This window comes from Rhodococcus sp. BP-261, assembly GCF_019835205.1.
Lineage (GTDB): Bacteria > Actinomycetota > Actinomycetes > Mycobacteriales > Mycobacteriaceae > Rhodococcoides > Rhodococcoides kyotonensis_B.
In genome coordinates this window covers 59,030-80,635 of sequence record NZ_JABUCO010000012.1, presented here as the reverse complement: position 1 = coordinate 80,635, position 21,606 = coordinate 59,030, and the positions used below count along the sequence as shown (strand labels likewise).

The following is a 21,606-nucleotide window of genomic DNA, read 5'->3' as shown; positions in this document are numbered from 1 at the left end:
TCTTTTCCGCGGCCTCGGCCGCTCTGGTGGGGTCGAGCGACGGATAGTCGAATAGGGTCACGCGGCGGGTTGGATAAGGAACAGCATGGCGCCGAAAATTGGCGACACCCCAGCGACACCGGCAATGCAGTAGAGGGAGGCCTTCACATCCTCGGACGCATCGGACAGGTCATTGGACATGCCTCGGTTACGTGCTTTTCTCAACTTCAGAAACGACGTCACGAGGTAGAGCCCGGCAGCTGCGAAGCAGCCGCCCCACACTGCGGCCAGTATTCGTTTCCACGTCGAGTTCAGCGCCGGACCCAGCAAACCGAGATCGGGGCTGACTCCGTCGAACGGATTGGCTGCCTGCGCGGAAGCAATGCCGCCGGCGAGGACGGTGAACAGTGCGGTGAGGGCGAGGATGCCCAGGAGCCGACGAATGCCGCGGGGACGGGCGGAGGGTGGTTGAGTGGAACTGGTCATCGGGGATCCTTTCGGAGAGTGTGTCATTCGAGATGTCGGCGTGGTCATTTGTCTTGAATGCGGCTGACCTCCCATCCGGCTTCGCCGCGGCGTAGGACAACGGCGGCGATGGACTCGTGTGCTGGTGTGCCGTCGATGGTTTGGGTGACGCGGTAGGCGCGGTAGGCGACCTCGTCGGTCTGCGGCGGTGTCGGCTCGTCGTCGACGAGGAGTGACGGAGTCAGCACGGCACTGTGTGCGGCCCAGGACAGCCACTGCGCGCCGGGGCTCGATTGCGCTGTGGTGGCAGTGATGTCGCGGGCGTACGTGTCGGTGAGCAGTGGTGCGGTGCGTGCGGCGGCGTCGTTAGGGCCGGCGTCGACACTGGTGTCCCAGGTGAACCAGATCGTGAGTGCAGCGGCCGCGACCGAGTCCGGATCGCCGCGGTCGACGTCCCCTGCGGCGGGCGGCAGTGCACTTGCGGCTGTGGCGGGTGAGCGGATCGGATCGCTTCCCTCGGGTGGCTGGTCGCCGGGGTTCCACTGCTGCGCCGGGATACTCGGCGGTTCGGGTAGGTGCGATCCTCGGTCCGAGCAGCCCGCGAGTACGGCAACCGCTAGAAGGAGTGCTGTGATCGCCGCAGTGGTGGTGTGGTTCATCCGAATCTCCGTGCGGTCAGCCCGCTGGTGGGCGGGGTCCAGTCCGAGATCTTGACGACGTCGCCGGACTGCGGGGCTTCGACGACTTGGCCGCCTCCGAGCCAGATGAAGATGTGGCCGGAGTGCGGTTGGATGATGTCGCCGGGCTGCAGGTCCGCGGCTGTGGTGATGGCGCGCCCGCGTGGGTCGGCGATCTGTGCCGAATCCTGGTGCGGGAGAATGATGGAGCCGCCGGAGGCTTGCGCGACGGCGTAGAGGACGAGTCCGGAGCAGTCGAAGCCGACTTTGTCGAAGTCGCCGATCATGTCGGCGCGCCCGCCGCCGTCGCTGACACCTTTGGTGGGTCCGTTTCGGTCGCCTCCGCCCCAGGCGTAGGTGGTGCCGAGCCATGCCATCGCGGCGGCGACGACGTTGGTGCCGAACGGGCCTCCGGGCACCAGGCCGGGTCCGTTGTCGGGAACGGCGACCGCGAACTTTTCGGTCGCGGTTTTCGGAATCTTCGCGACGTAGTCGAGGGTTTCGGCGTTCTGGCAGACCTGCCCTTGGGAGAGGGTGGCGCCGGGGCCGCAGTTGTACATCGACAGGTACAGCTTGGTCAGATCCCCGCGCAGCTTTCCGGATGCGAGGCCGTCTTTGGCCATCCCGGCGAGCTCGCACTCGTAGCTGGCTTGTGTCGTCACCGCGTCGGCGATGCTGCGGGTGTCCTTGCGGCCGTCCCCGTCGCCGTCGACTGCTTTCGCCGCCCAGGTCGCGGGCATGAACTGTGCCGGGCCGTCCGCTCCCGACGACGGGTTGCGGGCCTGGGTGTTGAAGCCGCTTTCCTGCTCGAGCTGCGCGGCGAGGATCGGTGCGGTGACCTCGGCGCAAACGGTGCCGGCCTTGACGATCCACGGCTCGAACTCCGCTGGCACCGACCCCGGTCGAAGCCCCGTCGTCCCGGCGGGCTGCCCGCAGCCGGGCTTGACCGCGGCCGCCAGAGCTATGTTGCGGCTCGATGCCCGCTTCGGTGCCGAGACCGTCCAGGGCGTAGTCGTGGCGGGTTCTGCGGCGAGCGCGGCGGTATCCGGTGCGGCGGGTGCGTTTGCGCCGGCGGATGCCAGCCAGGCGACCGGATCGACGGCGTGTGATCCCGATGCCAGTCGGGTGCCGGGCCAGACCTCGAAATGCAGGTGCGGGCCGGTGGACTGACCGGCGTTACCGACCGCGCCGATCGGATCGCCGGCGCTCAAGATCTGACCTTCGGTGACGTCGATGCCGTCGTCGTTCATGTGTCCGTAGACCGTCGACACGGACTGCCCGTCGACGACGCTGTCGATGATGATCCAGTTCCCGAACCCGTTGGCGGGACCGGCCTTGACGACGGTGCCGTCGGTGGCGGCATAGATCGGGGTGCCTGCCGGCGCCGAGTAGTCCTGGCCTTGGTGTCCTTCGTCTTCGCCGGTGACGGGGTTGATGCGGGGCCCGAACGGGCTCGTCGCCTGGTAGGTGCCCTCGCGCAGCGGCATCACCACTGTGCCTGAATGCGGTGCGGTGCTGGGCCCGGCGGGAAGGCAGGTTCCTTCGTCCGCTTTCGGTGTGCGGTCACCGGAGAGCACACCGAACATCGCGATCGCTGCAAGGACGGCGATCAGCAGGACAGACAGTGTGCCCGCTGTCTTTCCTGAGATGTGGCCGTGTTCTGCCATCGGTGCATGTCCTTACGATCGTGAAGTGATCGATGCCCGCCCGGACACCGTGAGGAAGAGTGGTTGTCGCTGGTCGTGCTGCCCTGGTGCCCGCCCGGCCCACTGGCAGCATGTCCCGCGCGCGTGCTGGAAGGTGTTCAGCCTCCGATCTTTTGGGTGAAGAAGTCGATGAGCCAATGCAGGGCGCTGCGGCCGGTGGAATCGACTTGGAAGTCGGCGTAGGACTGGTGCGCGCCGGAGGCGAAGAACGTCGCCGCGTCGATCCCGGCATCGACGAGTTCGGTCAGATCGCTCGCGCCGGGGGAGGAGGCAAGGGAGACCAACGAGCCTGCGAGACCGGCGAAGTCGCCGGTCGAGGCCTGCTGCCCGATCGCCGCGGACTGCCCGGACACCTGGGTCCGGGCACCGAGCTGATCGACACTCGTCTCGCTGGCGTTGCCGGTTATCACCCCGGCCGCGACGGAGGCGAGGTCGAGTCCGATCGGAAGCAACTCGGCGGCGGCGGCGAGGTTGCCGGTTTCGAGGATCTTCCACCCGACTTCCTGGATGGCGCCGACGTCGTTCGCGAGTCGGATAACATCGACGTTGCCGAGCAGGCCGAGCACGAGGGAGGCGATCTGCGCCGACCCGGACGGGTCCGGAATCATCGCCACCAACGCCGCCAGGGTGTGCAGATCGACACCGGCAGCCATCTTCACGATCGGTGCGAACTGATTGTTCAGCTCGCCTGCGATGCGGTGCGACTCGTGCACGTCGAGGGCGGCGACCCTCTGCGGCAGCGCAATCAGATTGGCGATGATGCCCTGGTAGTCGAGCGAGGAGAAACCGGTCGCGACGTTGACGATCTGACCCACCACCGTCTTCGGCTTGAGCAGCGACAACACCCGCGTCGCCGAGGTCAAGGCGTCGGGTGCGACCGCCTGCAAGGGTGCGATCTGACTGGTCAGCGATGTGGCCGAGTCGGCGAGTCCGGTGGTGGCTGCGGTGCCTCCGAGGATCGACGATGCCGAGTCGGCGATCGACGTCGCGGTGCGGGTGGTCGCGGGTACGTCGATCTGGTCGAGAGCGTCGAGGACGGTAGCGGTCTGCCGCTCCGGGGTGCCGTCCGCTGCGGTATCGAGGGAGGAGCGGATGCCGGGGTTGGCGGAGATCACCGATTGAATGTCGGCGACCGGGGCCAGGGTGTTCGCCACCGACGTCGCCGAGGCTTCGACGCCGGCGACCTGGGAGTGAGAACGGTTAGCCCCGATGGTCTCTGGCAACGCGGCGATGCGATCGGACAGGCCGGCCACGGTGCTTGTGGCACCGGCGAGGTCGACGCGGGAGAAATCCGAGACCAGCGAGGACCCGAAATCACTGCCTGCACCGGTCGTCGCTGTGGTGCCTGCCTGTCCCGTAGTCGATGCCGCCGACGCGCCGGTCACTCCGCCTTGCGTGGTCGCGCCGCCCGTCAACGACGTTGGCACCGAAGTCGTGTTCGCGCTGTCGGTGGGGTTAGCAAGAACTTTGCCGAGTCCGGTGATCAAACCGTCGGTGCCGGTGTTCGTCGAGCAGTACAGGTCGGTGGGGGCGCAGAGCTGGCGCACGAGCGGGGCGAGGGAGCCGAAACCTTCGGGGCGGACTCCGCCGATGCCTTGGCCGTCGACCTTCGGGCCGACGAGGGTGCCGCCGGCGGTGCCTTGGTGCGGGTCGGCGACGAGACCGACACCGAGGATCCTCGCAGCGGGAATCACGCCGCGGCCGTTGCCGATCGCGGCGGCGACGTCGCCGGCGGCATCCGCGCCTTGGGAGTAGCCGGCGAGCAGGAACTTCGAGGTGGCGCAGGCTGCGGTGAGGATGTTGTTGATCGAGTCGATGCCGGTCTGCTTACTGTCGGCGTAGGTGCGGCCCTGGTCGAACGCCGACGCCGAGTAGGCGGGGTAGAGCACGTCGATCTGGTTGCCGTACTTGGCTTTCAGCGCGTTCCCGACCGTTTTCAGCATGCCGACCGGAACCGTGGGGTTGGCGGCTGCGTTGGTCTCCCAGGTGCCCGGTGTCATGACCGCGACGTATTTCGCGCACGCTGCCGCGGAGGCCTGTGCGGGCGCCGCACCTGCCGGGGCCGCCGTGGCCACCAGGGCGATCGCAGCAAGTACCGCACCGAACGTGACAGCGGCTCGGCGTCGGGGTGCGCGAGCGGTCCTGCGTGACATGGCATCTCCTACAAACAAGAGTTGGACGGGCGGGTGGAACGGGTCAGGCTCCCCGGCGGGAACGGCGGCGGTCGAAATGCGAAAGCTGCGGGAGGCTGCGCTCCGGGGGATGGCGGTGCAGCGACTCCGGGGAGTGCGGGTCGGTGTACTCGAACGCCGCCGCACGGCGCGCATCACCGAGAGCGTCTGCGACCAGCGCCGTGACGTTGGTGTAGCCCTCGATCGTCGCCGCCGGGAGGTCCTTGTAGACGATCCGGCCGCCGCGTGCAAGCGCCGGCTCGTACGGTGCTTCGACGAAGTTGCCCGGTGCGATCCCCAGGTCGGAGAGGTCGTCGAAGATCACCTGAGACAGCTCGGGCGAGGAGTCTGGAGTCATGCAGGTCACCACGACCGTCGAAGCCAGCAGGTGTCCGTAGCCGCGGGCGGCGATCCCGTCGAGCATCAGATACACCTGCTTGGCGATGTCCATCCGCAGCGGCAAGGGCACGACCAGGACGTCGGAGTGCTGCACCGCCCACTGCCAGTTGTCGGCCAGTGGGTTGTTGCCGGTGTCGACGACGATCAGATCGCGGTGTCGGCGCAGTACCGCCATCACCGCGGCGCACTCGTCCCAGCCGATACTGCGGGACTGGGTCGTCGAATTATCAGCTGCGAGAATGTCGTCCATCGTCGGCTGGCGGCGCAGGAAAGCATTCAACGAGCCCGACACCGCCGAGGTAGATGCGAGCTCGCCTGCATGCTCGAGGAGATCCCACACGGTGAGTTCGGGGTCGGTGGTGCGGGCGGCGCGGTCACCGAGGCTGCCCGTCGATTCACTGGCATCCCACACCGCGACGCCCTGGCCACGGTGTGTGCCGAACGTCGCGCCGAGCATGAGCGCGGTCGGAGTTTTGCCAGCGCCGCCTTTCGGGTTCATCACCGACACCACCGAGCAGCCCGGAAGTGGTTGCTGCACAGTGTGAACGGACTGCCGGAAGCGCACCTCGGGTGTGTTCGGTTTGGGCCGCATGTGTGCACCGAAGGCGGCGTTGACGCGTCCACGCAGTCCCCACGTCGCCGGTTCTGCGGTGAGGTCTTCTTCCACACGGTCGAACATCCGAGCCCGGTAGAGGGCGTCCGGATCGACTTCGGGGGCATCGATCGCAGCGAGCGCGTCCTGGCCGACGCCGTACGGGTCCGGTGCCAAATCTGAGTCCGCGCTTGCGGTGTCGGTCTCGTCCGGCTGGGGGTCGGGTCGGCGTAGACGCTGGCTGCGCAGGTTGACTGCCGATTCGGCTTGGTAGTCCGCGACCGGGTTCACCTCGTGATCGTCGGCGGAACGTGCGGGGTCGTGGGTGCTCATCGGCTCATGCCTCCGCATCCTGGTGACCGGCACCGGTGTCGACGAGCAGGTCGGTCAGCCGGATCGCTTGCCAGGCGCGGTGGCCGGGGACCTCGCACCACACCGATGCTGGGTTGTCGTCGGCGATCTCGAGCTGTTCGAGGTGCACACCGTGTTTGGCGGCGATCGCCGCGAGGCGCGTGCCGTCGACGTTGGGGTTGGAGATGTGCAAGATCAGACGCAGCGCCGGGACCGCGAGCTCGTCGCGGAGCTTGCCAGCGAGAAATGCCGCCTTGCCGGCTGCCGAATCGTCGGCCGAGTCCTGATCGCCCTGACGAAAGATGGCGTCCTTGGCGTGGAAGGTGCCGTACCAGGCGGTGTCCTCACCGTCGCCGACGACGGCGAAGCTGCCGCGTTCGTCGCCCGCGGCATAGAGCTCGACGAGCGGCGCCGACGCGGCCGCGGCTGCTTCGGCGACCTTCTCGGCGACTTGCTCGCCCTCGGCGGTGCACAGGGCGTCGTAGTCGACGTCGAGCTGCTTGTAGAGCTCGCGCTTGACCTTCGGCCACAGCGATCGGCTGAACAGGCCTTGCGTCTTGGCCCAGGCTCGCAGGTCTGTGGTGCTCGCGGTGCGGAGGTGATTGGCGGCGTCTCGGACTGCGGCCGCGGCCTGATCCCATTCGTGGGCTGCGCTGGTCATGTGAAGGGGTCCTCTCGGGTCGGGGTCAGGCTTGCTCGATCGAGGCGATGACGTACCGGCCGTCGACCTCGGATGTGGTGATGCGCTGGCGGTATTGAGTGCCGGGGCCGCCTGGTCCGGCTTCGGTGAGGGTCAGGGTGAATACCCCGGGACGCAGCGCGTCGATGTCCAGGCAGTACGTCGTCCCCGCCGGGACGGTGGCGATACCGGCGTCGAGGTTGGCCACAACGGTGAACGGTGCCGAAGGTGGGGCATCCGGGGAGACCAGAGCGTGCGCGGCCGCTCCGGAGCGCTGCGCGTAGTAGGCGTGCTCGAACGCGGCGATGACGCCTTCACCGCTGTTCTGATCACCGGCGGGCATTGAGCAGTCCGGGCCCGCTGGAGCTGGCGGCGTCGTCGGTGCGGTGATAGTCGCTACGACGGAAGGTGTGGGAGCGGTGGCGGTGTCGGAGTCTCCGCCGGTGAACGCGGCGATCAGTGCTCCGAAGAGCAGCGCGGCAACGGCGAGGTAGGCGAACAGCAGTCGCCGGCGGCGACGGGATCGGGTGCTGGGCGGGCGGGGTGAACCGCCCGATGACATCCCCGATCGGGTCGGACCGACGGCGGAGGCGATCGGGGATGTCATGGAGCGTCGCGACATCTGGCTGGGTCCTTCCTGGCGTGAGCGTTCCTGGGGTGGAGGCAGATTCAGGCGGGCAGTAGACCGGCGAGTAGGCTGCCTGCCTGGGCGAGTGCCGGGCCTGCTGCAGCCGCGGCGTCGGCGACCGACGGCTGCTCGAGGACGGTGGAAGTGAAGCCCTGTACTGCAGCCTTGGCTGGTTCGATCCATGTGTTTGCATCGCTGACGGCCAGCTCGATCGCAGGTGCTGCGTTCTCGGCAGCGGTGTTGGCCTGCGCGAGTAGATCCGAGCCTGAGCCGCTGGTGAGAGGTGCGGGGATGGCCGGGACTTGGTCGGCGCTAGGACCGGCCGGGGGTGCCGCCAACGCAGGGGAGTCGGGTGCCGGAGCGGGTTCCTCGATCACGGTCGCTTCACCGCCCGCTGCGGCGCCGCCGATCAGACCACCAGTGACGGCACCGATGAGGGTGGTGGTGGCGACGATCGGCGCCGAAATCAGTCCTCCGACACCAGCGCCGGCCAGCGCGCCGGCCCCAGGAACAAAGACGAAGAGACCGGGGCCAACCGCCACGACAGCTGGAGTCAACAACGGCGTCGCAGCCACACCGAGTCCTGCACCGATCGCCGCACCTCCCGCTGTGATCGCGGTGCCAGGAATTAGACCGGCACCGAGACCGGCCGCACCGCCCGTGACCGCACCTGCGGCGATGCCGGCGGCGATACGGTCCGCGCGGGGTGCGTCCGCGAATCCGTTGTCGACGAGCAAATTTCCGCCGTCTGCCTGGATCGCCTGCACGGTGTTCGAGAACTGGCGTGCGAACGTCGGATCGAGGAGTGCAGGATCGTAGGGAATCGGGTTCGCACCGACCAGGATCGTGCCCTCGGGGGTGTCGATCGGCACGATCGCTTTACGCCTGACCGTCGGCGCAGGTATCGGTTCCGCAGCGGGAGCTGGGCTTTCACTCTCGTCTGCGAGACCTGGTCCCTGAACGGGAGCTGGGTCAGTCTCGTAGTAGTAGGTGGGCTGACTCTGATAGGAGGGCTGCTGGCGGCCGGCGTTGTAGTCGTCGACAGTACGGGTCTCGTCGTAGTCGTAGAGCGGGGTGTAACCGGGCAGGTAGTCGGACTGCTCGATCACCGGGGCTGGCGAGGGGGTCTCCGGTGCAGGAGTCGTTGTGACGCCCGGCTGAGAGCCCTGCGGGCTGGTCACCCCGGGCTGAGACGGAGCGGCATTCGCCGGGGTTGCGAACAGCCCTGCGATCGCCACTGCTGCGATGGCGGGCAGACCTGCTCCTACCTTGTGATGCGCCTTGCGTGCGATATGAAGTCCGTGTCTTGAATCAGTGTGCATACCGTTTCCCTTCTAGAAGGCATGTGTTTCGTGCCGGTGCGCCAACGGCTTTGGACGAATAGAGAGGGCCGGGTGAGGATGCGCGGGGTACGCATCCTCACCCGGCCTCTGTGACCGCTCGATCGGCCGGGCGTGGGGATCGATCCGACGATGTGCCGAGCGGAGGCTTTAGTTGCTCTCCGGACTGGAATGAGTTCTCACTCGGTCAGACCGGTTGCGGTGAAGCCCACTGGGCGAGTACTAATCCGTCATCACCAACGAATTGATGAAGTCCCGCATGGCCAAGCTCGTGCGAACAAGCCCTCAGTTCGCCGCTGGAGCTGCTTTGACTGATCGAGCTACACCAGTTGTCCGCTGGGTACTGTCCGAGTCGGTGCGCGGCGCTCTTGTTCACGACGTAGCGCCGTTCGCCCCGGTTATCAGTGATTCAACCTGCTCGTCCATGGCGTCCTTCCCCCAAAGGCATCTCTTGGCGACGTGCGAACCAAAAGCTAACACAAATAAAACGTAATTCAAGGCCAAATATGTGTTTCTGTTGTGTCTATGTTTGGTTTTGCTTACGATCCGTCCATGCAAGACCACCGTCGTTTCTCGGACCATGTCCGGGAGCGACGACGCCAACTGGGGCTCACACGAGTCCAGGTACGTGACCGTGGTGGCCCGTCGGAACCGACCTTGACCAAGATCGAGCGCGCAGAGCTGGCGGAACCGACCCCTGCAACGTTGGCGAAGCTGGATGTGGGTCTTGGGTGGGTGGCCGGAAGCGCTGCCAGATTGTTGAGCGGTGGCAACGTCAGGACTGTCGAGGGCAACGAAGCGTCGTCGGCTCAGTTTCCCGATGTCGGACACCTTGCATTGGATGTTGCGGCGGTAGCTCAGTTGGTTTCCGTTTCAACCAGAATCACTGAGTTGGCGGATGGTCGACCAGAGGATCGTGAATTGCGAGGTGTCGCAAACGACTTGAGCGCCGCCCTGCATCCGATTTACGGCAAGTACGTAACCCAGCTGTTCGAAGCGAACAGACGGGACGGAAAGACCGTCTCTCCGGTCTTCGCGATATTCGGACATCTACTCGACGAACCGAACCGGTCGAACGATCCAGCCGAGTTCGAAGAACGCCAGTACCGACGGTGGCTGGCTGGGAGAACAAGTGGGATAGACCACGCGACGTCGGAACGGTTTGCGCGGCGATTGAAGGCCAGCAACTCAGGTCAGGGAGAAGTATCAGAATGAGGAACGACAAGAGTCAGCACCTGTCGCTCGCAGAGCGCGTCGACGCCCTGTTCCGTGCCTGGCGTGAATCAGGAATGGAGCAATCCGTCGAAGTGGTTGCCGAGTCGGTGTCCACACTAGGTGGGCGCTTGTCCGCTACGGAGATCGCCGACATCCGGAGCGGAGCCGTGAAGTCTGTTGACGTCGATTCGTTGTCGGCGTTGGCGCAGCATTTTCACATGGACCCTGGCTACCTGCTGTCGGACGACGGCGGGGGGTTGCACGGTCAACTTCTTTTGCTGGGCGAGTTGATCGACTCCGGCGTGAAGGGTGTGTTCCTGCGCGGTGACATCGCTCAGGTCGAAATGTCGTGCGTTTTGAAAGCAATTCGAACGCGAAGCCACACCACGCAGGTTGCGTGACCTCAGCGCGCGTGTAACCGCATCCGAAGCCCGTCTGGTTTCAGCGTGATCATCTCCTTGACTCGGAGGTCGTAGTTCGGATCCGCCTCGAACTCGAAATTTCGCAGTAGCGTAGCCAAGGTCAGCAGTATCTCGTGCTGGGCGAATTGGCGTCCGATACACGCACGCATGCCAGTTCCAAACGGTCTGTACAGATCAGCTCTGCGGGCTCGAACCCGTTCTGGCAAAAAGCGATCGGGATCGAACACCTCGGGATCGGCGCCCCATTCGGCATCTCTGTGTAGCTGCAGCAGGACGACGAACACCCACTCGCCCTTCTGGAAGGGGTACTGACCACCCAGTATCGTGTCAGCCTTTGCCTTCCGGAAATACCCTGGGGCGACAGGCCAGAGTCGCAGGGTTTCGTCCAAGATGCGTCGCAGGTAGCGCAATTTTCCGATGTGTTCGTAGGAGATGTTGTCGCCCACCGGCCATACGGTGTCGACCTCGGCGCGTGCACGTGCCGCGACGTCCGGGTTGGTGGCAATGAAGTGCAGCGCGAACGCCAGTGCGCCCGCTGAGGTCTCATGGCCGGCGACGAGAAACGTAAGGATCTGGTTTCGGATGTTCTCCGGATCGAGTCGCTGCCCGGTTTCTGGATCCGGTGTGTTCAGCATGCGATCGAGTAGATCGCTTTCTTCCGGTCGAGGCTTCGCGGAACGTTTGGCTATGACGTCGTCGACGAGAGTCTGTACCGCAGCCAGGTCGCGGCTGTGTTGTGCGCGCTCCTGGCGGTAGAAGGTGTTTTCGACGAGAGGGTGGGAGTATGCAGACCGGTTGACGTAGGCCAACGCTCGCGACATTTGTCCTACGAATGGATGGGCTTCGGGCTCGGTGAACGAACCGAAGTCGTAGCCGAAACCCGTACGACCAATGATTTCCAAGGTAAGCTTGTTCATGTCACTGGGGATCTCGACCCAGGCGCCGGAAGGGCGTGTCTGCCACGAGTCCACGAGTTCGCGGACCGTACCGACCATGATGTCGTGGTATCCACGCATAGCAGCCTGGGTGAAGGCCGGGCCGAGTATGGCATGCGCCTTGGCCCAATTCGGCTCGGAATTGTGTGCCGTGAAGAGGCCGTCCTTCGCAATCGATCGCAGGTTGCGAATCGGTACACCGAGGAATTTCGCCCATGTGGACTCGTCGTTCACCTCTTCGACCAGGTCGGGTCCTGATACGTAGGTGACGCGAGCGCCGAGTATTCGACGTTCGAAGATCGGGCCGTACCTCTGGGCGTCACGCCAGCCCCACTGGCTGGAATCGGTGATATGGAGGTCGAGTACATCCCCCAGTATCGGTAGTCGATGTGGTGGGTGGGGGAGTACACGGTCCGCACTGCGGAGACGAGTAGTGCTGCTCATGGCTGTCGACGGCCTTTCATGCTTGTCTGATGGTGTCGGGTCGAGGCAGGGACGCATCTACGAGGTCGCCAGCGCGGGCCCACTCGGCGGCAATCGCTCGTAGGTGGCCGATCTCGTCACCGTGGCGACTCGTCGTAACGATGGTCTGACGAGGTGCGGAGCTCGGCGACGCGCCGGAACTTTTCGCTCTCATCGATTCTCTGAGTTGAACCGCGTTGTGGAGGCTCTCGAGGTCGTCTGGTAGCTGGGCTGCGACCGACTGTTCCGTTCCGTAGCGCCGCAGGATCAGAATGGAATCCCAGATTTCTACGGCCATACGATGCAGAGTTCGAGCTGTGCTCGAGAGCTCCAACTCGGTAGTCGCGAGGTAGCGAACTTCAGGGCAAGCGCCGGTCAGATCTGTCCACAGAGGGCGCAGCGCCTTGATGTCGCGAGACGTTCGATCGACGCCGAGGCTCTCGAGTGCGGCAGCCGCCGCGGGAAGTGCTGCGCAGAGTGCACCTAGGCCCGTCATCAGCACGAAGTTGTTCTCGTTCATGGCGACTCGGAGTTGAACAAACTCACTGAATTTGCCGAGAGACGCACAGACCGCGCTGCCCATGATCGATAGCGCCTCCTCCGCAGCCCAGATCCCGATGATTCCGACGACGAGATACGAGTAGCGGTGACGCGGTTCAAGGTTGCCTCTGAACAGCTCGCGAAAGCACGTCCACAGCAGTACGCCGGCCATCCCACCGACCCAGAGTGCGAACATTGCGAAGTAGAGAATCGTCTCCCATCCTTCTGTCACATCGATGTACTGGCCCGTGCGTCGCGCGTTCGAGCCGAGTAGCAGCATGACTGGAACAAAAGCGGCGGCGGTCGTGTAGACAAAGGTGGCCATTCGCTTGGGCTCCTCGTCGGCGAATGACCACGACACGACTACCAAGAAGAACGGCGCCATCGCAAGGACAATGAACGTCGTGCTGAGCTGCTGGACAAAGCCAATGGATAAAAGGTCCCCAGTAGCATGGGCCAGAATTTGCTGCGCGCCTTGTTCGCGAAGAATGCACGCCACGATCGCCAGGCCCAGCACCGAGGTGATGCGACGTTCACCCCGGCTGCCGCTGAACCTAATGCAGCGCACGAGGACTATCAGGCAACTGAATGCGAGGACGGGCCAGGCGACATCGGGTGAGACGGAGGAGGTCAATCTCGGATGCCCCATAGAGACGCCATGGGCTTCGAACGCCGGTACCGCGAGTACGAGTTCGCCATGAGCAGGTCGGCGAACATCTCCGCCTCGCTTTCCTGAACATCATCGAATTGCGTTCGGCTCATCGCCTTTTCGATTGCAGAGGCATCCAAGTCAGGGAGTAAGCGTTGAACTGTGACAAGTCCAGCCGTCAGATCTCCAGGGTTGTGATCGAGCACCATGTGGCCCGCCTCATGTAAAATGTTGTGATCGATGTGGTAGTCGGAAGTGCCCTTGTCGTAGACGATTTCGTCGTGGTTGGCATACGAGAGCCACACCCCGCAGGGAGCGCCACGTAGCGATGACGTTTCAACCGCAGTCAACATCACTCGGCGTCCGCGCCACTGACTCAAGTTGTGTAGGAACAACTTACGACTCCACGGCCGTGGCATCAAACGTTCGAACTCGTGTCTCGCCCGCATTACTTTCGCTGCAGAAGCATCCATGGGTTCCCCCTCCCGGCGTACACCTTACAAATCAGTTGCGGCTAGGTCTACTCGTGAGAACTGGCTGGCAGATATTGGCTGCCGACAGCTTGTTGAAGCGGCATAAACACGCGAATCGCGCAGCCAGGGACGGCTGTCAGACCGAAAGGGACTTGGGCAGGAATGTTGCATTTTCGCACTTTTACAGCCAAAGCGCCTGTTCAGCACGGTCTTTAGCTACAAACGTGTCGATACCCTGCGCTAAGCTGGCCGGATGTACCTCCGACCGGCCCGAACGCCCGCGGTGGGCATCCCTGAGAGTGTCGGGCCGGCGGCAGTCGCGCCGGAGATCCCGCCCGCCGTCGCGAAGCGGATCGCGAGCGCTGTCCAGTCCTCTCGGTCTGAGGGAACCCGTATGACTCCGGCTGGTGGGCGACGAATGGTCGCGTGACGTTGCCGGCGCACCCGATCACCGTCGCCGCCTACCTCGTCGACGCGGCAGACACCCGCATTGAAACAGGGAAGCGGGCCTACGCCGTCGCCACCTTCGGAACCTGGTTTGCGGCCATCAACCACCACCACCGCACCACCGAATATCTTTCCCATCAGCGCGAGGTCGTCACCGCAACAACGTCCGGGATACGACGGGAGCACGCGGTGACGGGCGACCGCCCACGGACTTCGCGAGACCCGTTGCTGGTCGACGACATCAAACTCCTTGTTGAGACGGCGCGGGACCGGTGCGGAGGGCTGGGCCGACGAAGTACTTGAGCGCCGCGACTCGGCGATCCTGCTGCTTGGTTTCGTTGGTGCTTACCGCCGCAGCGAACTGTCGGAAAATGGTGTGCGGAGATATCACAGTGCATCGGCACGACGGACTGCACATCCGGCTGCGGAAGTCGAAGACCGACCAAGAGGGTAGGGGAGCGGTGAAGGCGCTGCCGACACCGACTCCCACGAGAGGTGCCCGCCCTGTGCACACATCCGGTGGGCACAGGTCGTCGCCGCCTTCGACGTTGCGGCTGGCCGTAGGTCATCCGGCTCCTACGCAAGCGGGAGCCGTTCACCGGACACGTCTGCCGTGGGAGAGTGCCACGCACTGCGCCCCGACACCACTGCTGCGGGCGGTCGCGAAGAAGGCAACCTCGGCTCCACGCCGCTGTCGGGTGCCGCGGCCCATAAGACTATCCGCCGCCGCGCCGAACACCCCGGCTACGACCCCGCCGCCTTGAGCAAGCTGGGCGGACACTCGTTGCGTGCCGGGTTCGTCACCCAAAGCACCCGCAACGGTGCCGACGGTTGCGTTAGCGCCCGCCGAACCGGCCACGCCAGCCTCGACTCCGTCGAGGCGTACCGGCGCGAACAATCACCCCCTCGTTGGCACGGTGTCGCAGACATCGGTTTCCAAAGCGTCAGTACGATCCTGATATCGGTGGTCTTATGGCACGCACGAGGCCACATGATCTGCACTTCGGAGTACAACACAGCAAAACCGGTCATCACATGGCCGTCAACGGCCGCGAAATTTCGTGCATACGAGCGACGTCCAAGCTGCTTAGACCAACGCCGAGATTCCGGCGAACGGCCAGAAAGCTAATCGGGAAATGCCGTCAACAAGACCTCCGGTTCTCGCAGATTCCGGACGACGCCCACGGTATAGGGTATCGAGGCCATATACACGAGGTACAACGACACGATCGGGCCGGCGAGTCCGACGGGCTTCGTCCACGTCTTCCTAACTACTCATCAATCCTAGTTAAGGGGTCAATGCTCCGAAGTACATCGGCTATGTGTCGGCCCATTGTGTTCTTCGCCCGCCTAGGATCGCGGTCCGCGATGGCTTGATAGATGAGCCTATGGGCGTCAACTGATCGGCGCATTCGAAGCTCCGTCTGGAACGCCCTCTGACGGCTGGGCGCCATCCACGCGTTGGTTTCGTCCACCAGTTTCCGAAGCATCGGATTGTGTGCGAGCAAGGCAATCGTTAAGTGAAACTCCACATCACACCGTTGCAGAAAGGCGTCGGAGTAGTTGCCCTCGTCAAGGGCGCGCTCTGAGGCCTCCAAGGGCCCACGTAGGCGAGCCAACTCGCTGGTTTTGTGCCGGAGAGCAGCACGTTCGGCTATAGGGGGCTCGATTACAGCCCTGAGGTCCATGACTTCCCGGATGGCGCGTTGACTGCGACTCATCGCGCCGAAGATGCTTCCTTCCTGTGATCGAGCCTCGGCCGGGGCAACGACCCGACCTATACGTGGTTGGCGCGTGAGGTAACCCTTGAGTTCCAGATCTTGCAATGCCTGGCGCACTGAGATGCGCGAGGCGCCGACAAGCTCCATCAAGCTGCGTTCGCTAGGAAATTTTCCACCGGGGGCGAGCCGACCGCTATCGATCAGTGCGGCAATTCTTCCGCTGAGTTGGTCGGGGATCGACTCGTCATTGATCTCCAACTCTGACCATTCCATCAATCCATTCACCTCCAACTGGTCCTACCAGAGGACCAGAGGCCTCGCTGTTGACGTGCATAAACTTGACCAATCTATCTGAAAGCAGGGCTAAATCAGTGAACCAGCCTGAAGGCTGGTCCTACCAACTATATGTTTCAGCCGTCGGCTTAGTTCCACAATATGGGGGCTGCACACATAGCCGCCGTTGCGATTGAAAGGTGTACGGATGAAGATCATGCGATCCGCACCGAGGGTGCCATTTGCGCACAGCGGCCACCCCGGAGCGCTGAGCTTTCGTCGTGGTTCCGCCTCGGTTCTACGCGGTCACATTGCGGTCGACTCAGACGAAGGAGGACCCCCTTCCACCAGGACGCAACGGTCCCGTACTGTTGCTTGTGGGACACATCTAGCTTTCGCTGGTGGGTTATTCGAAAGACGCTTCAGGCCTCGGAGGGGATTGACCATTCCACGAAACAATGTCTGACGCGGTGAAATTCGATCAGGTAGGGGTCGATTCCAGGCCCTCACACATTCGCGGCCGGTCCGAGCGAGGCCAGCTGCTCATGATGATGATGCTGACCTTCGTCGCCGGATTGGTCGACGCTGTCGGATACCTAGGCCTCGATCATATCTTCGCCGGGAATATGACTGGAAATATCGTGATACTTGGCCTCGGCGCAGCGGGCGCAGACGAACTGCCCGTTCTTGGTCCGCTTCTAGCGTTGGTTTCGTTCGTGGGCGGTGCCTGCGTCACGGGTTTCTGGCTCCGGGCCGGCGGAGGCATGTGGAACCGATGGGTTACGGTTCAATTGTCTGTTGGAGTTCTTTTGCTGGGCTCGACCGCAGCACTCTTGTGGATATTCGATGAATCAACCACGGGGCCAGAAAAGGTCTTCGCGGCCTGTGCAATCGCTGCGCAGATGGGCTCGCAGGCATGTATCGCTCGCTACCTAGCTGTGAAGGAAATGACGACAGTGGTTGTCACCTCCACGCTGACAGCGCTGGCAGGGGAGTCAGTTCACGGAAAGCACGGGCCGAGGATTCTTAACCGCCGTTCGGGCGCAATTTTTATGGTCTTCGGCGGGGCCGTGATCGGAGCACTATTGCTCAGGGTTCACGTCAGCATTCCGATCGCGCTAAGCGCGGTCATGACCGGCGTCGTTGTTCTTGTTGGCTCGCGACGGTGGTCGCGCGCGCCCAGGCAGTTGGGATAAGCGCACCTGCGGCCGTACCGGTCACTGAAGCCAGGAGTTTGGTCCATGCACATACTGCAACGTGCCCGTTCTCGCTCGTTCAGCGCGATCGTCGTCACGGCCGGTTTCCACGCAGCAGACTGCATCGGCGGCGTGAAGCTTGAACGCTGCGCACAAAAATCTACCGAAGAGTCTTGCTTCTGTGAGGTAGGCGACATATACTCGATGAGGGCGCCATTCCGATCGGTTAGGTCCGAGAATCAAGCTGTGCTCACGCCCCAAAGTGGCAGCAGCCTACGGAGGTTCGAGGGTTGCGTCTCAATGTGGACGACGCAGCACTTTCGGAACGCCAACCTGATTCCCTTACAAGTCTACAGCTTCGCTCGCTAGCGCCCCGGCGGTTTGCGACAAGCAAGGCCGCTCCAACATGTTCACTTACGAGCTGGGCTTGTCTGGTTGCCGACAAGAGTCGCTCTTGGAGAACATCTTTCAGTCCACCAGGTCGGCACTTTTCCCTGCAGTCGTGGTCGTCACCAGTAGTCCGATGAACACGTGAACTTGACAATAAAAGCTCCCGAACCAACAACATTCGATCGGGACCCGCGTCTTCGACGCATCGACCCAGTCGCCGACTTGAATCCAAAATCGGAAGGCTTACCTCAATGACCTGGTATCCCAACCTCGCCAACGACGCAACCACAACTCGCGCTTTCCTTAATGGCCGCATCTACACCACGGACGAGGCGCGCACTTGGGTCGATGCGATCGTTGTGGAGGCCGGGGTGATTACCTTCGCCGGCAGTTCGTCGGTTGCGCGCGCAATCGTTGGAGACGCCGCTGACACTATTGATCTCGGTGGTCGGATGGTACTTCCGGGCCTCCACGACGCTCACGTGCACTTGCTCTTCAGCGGTCGAAAGTATCGGCGGGAGACTCGGCTGACGCCGGGGGCGTCGAGAGACGTTCTTCTGAATGAGCTGGTTCAAGCAAATCCGCCAGGTTTGATCGACGACCGCGGAAACGACTGGATCATCGCCGGGGAGTACACACCCGACCGGATGGGCCACGAAGGTTTGACCGTCGAGATTCTGGACGAGCTGTTTCCAGACCGTCCAATCTTCGTGCACGACTATTCCTTGCACGGTGGGGTTGCCAACAGCAAGGCTTTGGCGCTGGCAGGGTTAGACACGACCACAGAGCAGCCGATGCAAGGCTCGATTGTCCGAGATAGACATACTGGAGCTCTCACTGGCCAGTTGGTCGAAAAAGCAAAGTGGCCACTGATGAGGGCGATTCCGTCGTACGGGCTCGAAAGTGACGTCGAGGCAGTCCAGTGGGCCCTCGACGTATGTCACCAATTCGGAATCACATCTCTTCAAGAGGCATCAGCCACACCCGCCGCTCTAGACGCGCTTCGGGCAATCGATCGTGCGGGCGACCTACGCATGCATGTGGCGGCGCATCTTGTATGGCTGGATGAAGGCATCGGAATGACCAGTCAGGAGAAACTGGACGATACCATTGCACGACGATCAGAATGGCAAAGTCCAAAACTCGACACGCAGCGAGTGAAAGTCTGGTTGGACGGTGCTCCGCTTCCGCCCCACATGACCGAGGCTGGTCTCTCGAGGGACGGAACAGTTGAAACGCACAAACTCCATGTCACCCCAGAAGTGCTGACTGCAGGACTGCAGCAATTCGATAGCGACGGTTTGTCGGTGAAGATTCATTGCGCTGGCGCGGGAGCCGTTCGTGTCGCACTAGACGCAATCGAGCAAGTCCGCTCATTGCACCCGAAAAGCGAAGTAGTTCACGAGATCGCGCACTGCACCACGGTCCATCAAGATGATTTGGCAAGATTCGCGCAGTTACGTGTCACTGCTGAGATGTCTCCTGCGATCTGGCACGACCCGCGGTTCGGGCTGCAGTCGGCATACCGCTTCCGCAGCCTCGCCAATTGGGGGGTAACCATGGTCTACGGGTCCGATTGGAAAATTACCAAGGCACCGAATCCCTTTCCGGGTTTACAGGGAATGTTGCAGCACGGCGACGAGTCCCTCAGCCTGCCGGAAGCGATTGAGCTCCTCACTATCAATGGGGCTCGACAAGTCGGTCGCGAGGCGACGCACGGCTCGCTCGAAGTTGGTAAGTCTGCAGATTTCGTTGTACTAGACCGGAACATCTTCGAAGTTGATATCTCCGAGGTCGGAGCAACAAAAGTATGCGCCACATATATCGACGGAGAAAGCGTGTACTTCGCGCCGGAACTCCATGATGGCCCGCTTTAGAAAGTTCATCAAGCTTAAGTCGAACGCTAGGCGCACAGCCACATCGGACGTTCGAATAGCTCCGCCCGCGGCTCGGCCACACTCAGTCGAAACATTAATAACCGAGGGAGTTCCATGAATAGCTTGATCCACAGGAACGGTAAAATTTCCGAGAGAACTCGACGCGTGGTTACGGCGTCAATCGTCGCCGGTCTATGCATGGCTGCGAGTGCATGCGGCGGAGACTCACCTGCCACATCTGCAAACGGACTGCCTACCGTTTCCATAGCGCAACCATCCGCAACGCTCATGTCAATACCTGTTCTACTCGGGCAGGAGAAGGGCTTGTTTCGGGAGGAAGGTATTGTGGTCGAGCAGGTAGCGATCGAGAACAGTCCTGCAGGCATTGCCGCGGTGCAATCGGGCTCAGCCGACATTGCTCTGATGATTCCTTCAACGGGGTTCCCCGCAATCCAGGATAGCGGGCAGCTGAAGGCTATGACATCACTGTTCGGAATCGATTACACTCTTTTGGCCGACCCCAGTCTCGAATTGCCGAACGCCAACGCGCCGTACCCTGGCTTCGTTAAGGACTTCGCAGGCCTCACCATCGGTGTGACGGTGCGCGGTGGAGCGGCGGAAGCTTTTGTCACGAGAATGCTCAACGACGCCGGCATAGACCCAAGCGAGGTTACATTTATCGCAACAGGTGGTGGTGCCAGCGCGGCCGCCTCGTTCGGTGCCAAACAAATCGACATCTTGTTCGCGGAACCGCCAACGCAGGCGTTAGTGGGCGAGGGCAATTTTGTACAAATAGTCGACGCTAAAGATGCAGTCCAAATATTGGGCAACAATTTTTACTCATTTTTCTCCGGCAACCAGCGCTTCTTATCTGACAACGAAGCTGCGGCAGCCTCATTCTGTCGCGGTGTACGTGCATCGGTAGCGTGGACGCAAGACCCCCAAAACACCGATGAAGTGATTGCGTTCACAGCGGACACATTGAATCTCACTCCCGAACAAGCGTCGTCCGTCTGGAACGAGTACAGCTCGACCTTTACAACCGACGCCTTGACCGAAGATGGTTGGAACGCCGCGCTGGAGACTGTCGAACGCGGGCCGGCATTCTCCGACGTGGTCTTCACCCCCTGCCAGGCTTGACCAAAAACGGAGACAACGAGCCATGACAACCACACCTCCACGCATTGATTCAACGATCTCGAACGATCACAAGACCAGCGATAGACCTCGGCAACCGAAGCGGAACCCGGCGTCCAAGACACTGGCTGGCCTCCCCCTCCTGTTGGGCCGGCTCGCAATCGGCGCTGCCGCATTGCTTGTGTGGCAAATAGTGACCCACTTCGGCTTCGTCGATCCCCTCGTCTCACGGACGCCCGCCGAAACACTTGGGTTCTTGAAAGTCATCACGCTCGACGGAACCTTATTGCCCGCGCTCGTAGTCACGCTTACTGCTACATTGATAGCGCTGGTGCTGGCGAGTGTGTGCGGCATCATCGCCGGTGTGGCGATGGGCTTGATGCCGCGAGTGGAGGCGCTGGTCGACCCATACGTCAGTGCTCTGAATGCGCTTCCGCGTATTGCACTTGCTCCAATATTTATAATCTATTTCGGACTAGGTCAAGGCGGAAAAGTTGCTCTCGCTTTCACGTTGGTGTTTTTTGTGGTTCTTGTCAGTGCGCGAGCAGGGATAAAGACCGTTGACCCCGACATTTTGACGCTCACGACAATGATGAACATCTCGCCGATAAAACTATTCTTCTCGGTGCTCCTACCTAGTTCTGTTCCTTCAATTTTCGCCGCACTTCGTTTAGGATTGATCTACTCACTCCTTGGAGTAATCTCGTCTGAGCTCATTGCTTCGGAGGCCGGTCTTGGCCAACTTATATCGATGTACTCCGGACAATTCAAACTCGAAGGCGTGTACGCGATTATCATCGTGCTGGCGCTCGTCGCCACTGTCCTCAACCTTCTCATGTCGGCGGTAGAGCATCGCCTCCTTCACTGGCAGCGCGCCTAAAC

19 protein-coding genes are annotated in these 21,606 nt (G+C 62.4%); 7 read left to right on the top strand and 12 right to left on the bottom strand.

Features of this window, described 5'->3' with window-relative positions:
- Positions 1-57: 57 nt before the first annotated feature.
- The 8 genes from HQ354_RS14930 to HQ354_RS14895 form a co-directional block, all read right to left on the bottom strand.
- Positions 58-465: a hypothetical protein gene (locus HQ354_RS14930; RefSeq protein ID WP_222635040.1), complete on the bottom strand. Its 408-nt coding sequence runs from the start codon at positions 463-465 to the stop codon at positions 58-60.
- A gap of 44 nt (positions 466-509) precedes the next feature.
- Positions 510-1,103, bottom strand: coding sequence for a hypothetical protein (locus HQ354_RS14925; protein WP_261768803.1), 594 nt, complete (start codon positions 1,101-1,103; stop codon positions 510-512).
- Entirely contained in the window at positions 1,100-2,788 is a 1,689-nt protein-coding gene (locus tag HQ354_RS14920; RefSeq protein ID WP_261768802.1) for a peptidoglycan DD-metalloendopeptidase family protein, read from the bottom strand. Before HQ354_RS14920 ends, HQ354_RS14925 begins: the two co-directional genes overlap by 4 nt.
- Positions 2,789-2,925: 137 nt before the next feature.
- On the bottom strand, positions 2,926-4,980 hold the full coding sequence (locus HQ354_RS14915) for a cutinase family protein (RefSeq protein WP_222635041.1): 2,055 nt from the start codon (positions 4,978-4,980) through the stop codon (positions 2,926-2,928).
- A gap of 43 nt (positions 4,981-5,023) precedes the next feature.
- Positions 5,024-6,322, bottom strand: a complete 1,299-nt coding sequence (locus HQ354_RS14910) for a ParA family protein (RefSeq protein ID WP_222635042.1) — start codon at positions 6,320-6,322, stop codon at positions 5,024-5,026.
- Between the two features lie 4 nt (positions 6,323-6,326).
- Complete coding sequence (locus HQ354_RS14905; protein WP_222635043.1) at positions 6,327-7,001, bottom strand: hypothetical protein; 675 nt, start codon at positions 6,999-7,001, stop codon at positions 6,327-6,329.
- A 25-nt stretch (positions 7,002-7,026) separates the two neighbouring features.
- The gene (locus HQ354_RS14900) at positions 7,027-7,641 is read right to left on the bottom strand and encodes a hypothetical protein (protein ID WP_261768801.1); all 615 of its coding nucleotides are present in this window, start codon (positions 7,639-7,641) and stop codon (positions 7,027-7,029) included.
- A gap of 47 nt (positions 7,642-7,688) precedes the next feature.
- On the bottom strand, positions 7,689-8,969 hold the full coding sequence (locus tag HQ354_RS14895) for a hypothetical protein (RefSeq protein ID WP_261768800.1): 1,281 nt from the start codon (positions 8,967-8,969) through the stop codon (positions 7,689-7,691).
- A 543-nt stretch (positions 8,970-9,512) separates the two neighbouring features.
- Here HQ354_RS14895 and HQ354_RS14890 point away from each other — a divergent pair.
- Positions 9,513-10,202 carry a helix-turn-helix domain-containing protein gene (locus HQ354_RS14890; RefSeq protein WP_222635044.1) on the top strand — a complete coding sequence of 230 codons (690 nt, stop codon included), beginning with the start codon at positions 9,513-9,515 and terminating at the stop codon, positions 10,200-10,202.
- Complete coding sequence (locus HQ354_RS14885) at positions 10,199-10,603, top strand: hypothetical protein (RefSeq protein ID WP_222635045.1); 405 nt, start codon at positions 10,199-10,201, stop codon at positions 10,601-10,603. The genes HQ354_RS14890 and HQ354_RS14885 overlap by 4 nt, the downstream gene beginning before the upstream one ends.
- A gap of 2 nt (positions 10,604-10,605) precedes the next feature.
- Here HQ354_RS14885 and HQ354_RS14880 read toward each other — a convergent pair whose 3' ends face one another.
- The 3 genes from HQ354_RS14880 to HQ354_RS14870 are packed head-to-tail and all read right to left on the bottom strand — an operon-like array spanning position 10,606 to position 13,563.
- A complete protein-coding gene (locus HQ354_RS14880) occupies positions 10,606-12,003 on the bottom strand; it encodes a cytochrome P450 (RefSeq protein WP_222635046.1) in 1,398 nt (465 codons plus the stop codon).
- A gap of 16 nt (positions 12,004-12,019) precedes the next feature.
- Positions 12,020-13,195 (bottom strand): MAB_1171c family putative transporter, encoded by a 1,176-nt coding sequence (locus HQ354_RS14875; RefSeq protein WP_222635047.1) that lies wholly within the window; start codon positions 13,193-13,195, stop codon positions 12,020-12,022.
- Positions 13,192-13,563: a hypothetical protein gene (locus tag HQ354_RS14870; RefSeq protein ID WP_261768816.1), complete on the bottom strand. Its 372-nt coding sequence runs from the start codon at positions 13,561-13,563 to the stop codon at positions 13,192-13,194. The genes HQ354_RS14875 and HQ354_RS14870 overlap by 4 nt, the downstream gene beginning before the upstream one ends.
- Before the next feature lie 546 nt (positions 13,564-14,109).
- Between HQ354_RS14870 and HQ354_RS25595 the strand changes: the two genes are divergently transcribed.
- Complete coding sequence (locus tag HQ354_RS25595; RefSeq protein WP_261768799.1) at positions 14,110-14,433, top strand: hypothetical protein; 324 nt, start codon at positions 14,110-14,112, stop codon at positions 14,431-14,433.
- Between the two features lie 968 nt (positions 14,434-15,401).
- On the opposite strand, the gene HQ354_RS14860 is transcribed toward HQ354_RS25595, so the two are convergent.
- On the bottom strand, positions 15,402-16,124 hold the full coding sequence (locus tag HQ354_RS14860; RefSeq protein WP_222635049.1) for a FadR/GntR family transcriptional regulator: 723 nt from the start codon (positions 16,122-16,124) through the stop codon (positions 15,402-15,404).
- A 470-nt stretch (positions 16,125-16,594) separates the two neighbouring features.
- On the opposite strand from HQ354_RS14860, the gene HQ354_RS14855 reads away from it, so the two are divergent.
- The 4 genes from HQ354_RS14855 to HQ354_RS14840 all read left to right on the top strand — a co-directional run bounded on the left by HQ354_RS14855 (position 16,595) and on the right by HQ354_RS14840 (position 21,604).
- Positions 16,595-17,320, top strand: coding sequence for a YoaK family protein (locus HQ354_RS14855; protein ID WP_308115300.1), 726 nt, complete (start codon positions 16,595-16,597; stop codon positions 17,318-17,320).
- Positions 17,321-17,961: 641 nt separating this feature from the next.
- Entirely contained in the window at positions 17,962-19,587 is a 1,626-nt protein-coding gene (locus HQ354_RS14850; RefSeq protein ID WP_222635050.1) for an amidohydrolase, read from the top strand.
- Positions 19,588-19,701: 114 nt separating this feature from the next.
- Entirely contained in the window at positions 19,702-20,727 is a 1,026-nt protein-coding gene (locus HQ354_RS14845; RefSeq protein ID WP_308115298.1) for an ABC transporter substrate-binding protein, read from the top strand.
- A gap of 22 nt (positions 20,728-20,749) precedes the next feature.
- Positions 20,750-21,604 (top strand): ABC transporter permease, encoded by an 855-nt coding sequence (locus HQ354_RS14840; protein WP_222635052.1) that lies wholly within the window; start codon positions 20,750-20,752, stop codon positions 21,602-21,604.
- Positions 21,605-21,606: the final 2 nt, after the last annotated feature.

Excerpts from the sequence above, each read along its gene's own strand:
- HQ354_RS14930 (WP_222635040.1), bottom strand. The coding sequence starts at position 465 with ATGACCAGTTCCACTCAACCACCCTCCGCCCGTCCCCGCGGCATTCGT.
- HQ354_RS14925 (WP_261768803.1), bottom strand. The coding sequence starts at position 1,103 with ATGAACCACACCACCACTGCGGCGATCACAGCACTCCTTCTAGCGGTT.
- HQ354_RS14920 (WP_261768802.1), bottom strand. The coding sequence starts at position 2,788 with ATGGCAGAACACGGCCACATCTCAGGAAAGACAGCGGGCACACTGTCT.
- HQ354_RS14915 (WP_222635041.1), bottom strand. The coding sequence starts at position 4,980 with ATGTCACGCAGGACCGCTCGCGCACCCCGACGCCGAGCCGCTGTCACG.
- HQ354_RS14910 (WP_222635042.1), bottom strand. The coding sequence starts at position 6,322 with ATGAGCACCCACGACCCCGCACGTTCCGCCGACGATCACGAGGTGAAC.
- HQ354_RS14905 (WP_222635043.1), bottom strand. The coding sequence starts at position 7,001 with ATGACCAGCGCAGCCCACGAATGGGATCAGGCCGCGGCCGCAGTCCGA.
- HQ354_RS14900 (WP_261768801.1), bottom strand. The coding sequence starts at position 7,641 with ATGTCGCGACGCTCCATGACATCCCCGATCGCCTCCGCCGTCGGTCCG.
- HQ354_RS14895 (WP_261768800.1), bottom strand. The coding sequence starts at position 8,969 with ATGCACACTGATTCAAGACACGGACTTCATATCGCACGCAAGGCGCAT.
- HQ354_RS14890 (WP_222635044.1), top strand. The coding sequence starts at position 9,513 with ATGTTTGGTTTTGCTTACGATCCGTCCATGCAAGACCACCGTCGTTTC.
- HQ354_RS14885 (WP_222635045.1), top strand. The coding sequence starts at position 10,199 with ATGAGGAACGACAAGAGTCAGCACCTGTCGCTCGCAGAGCGCGTCGAC.
- HQ354_RS14880 (WP_222635046.1), bottom strand. The coding sequence starts at position 12,003 with ATGAGCAGCACTACTCGTCTCCGCAGTGCGGACCGTGTACTCCCCCAC.
- HQ354_RS14870 (WP_261768816.1), bottom strand. The coding sequence starts at position 13,563 with ATGTTGACTGCGGTTGAAACGTCATCGCTACGTGGCGCTCCCTGCGGG.
- HQ354_RS14860 (WP_222635049.1), bottom strand. The coding sequence starts at position 16,124 with ATGGAATGGTCAGAGTTGGAGATCAATGACGAGTCGATCCCCGACCAA.
- HQ354_RS14850 (WP_222635050.1), top strand. The coding sequence starts at position 17,962 with ATGACCTGGTATCCCAACCTCGCCAACGACGCAACCACAACTCGCGCT.
- HQ354_RS14845 (WP_308115298.1), top strand. The coding sequence starts at position 19,702 with ATGAATAGCTTGATCCACAGGAACGGTAAAATTTCCGAGAGAACTCGA.
- HQ354_RS14840 (WP_222635052.1), top strand. The coding sequence starts at position 20,750 with ATGACAACCACACCTCCACGCATTGATTCAACGATCTCGAACGATCAC.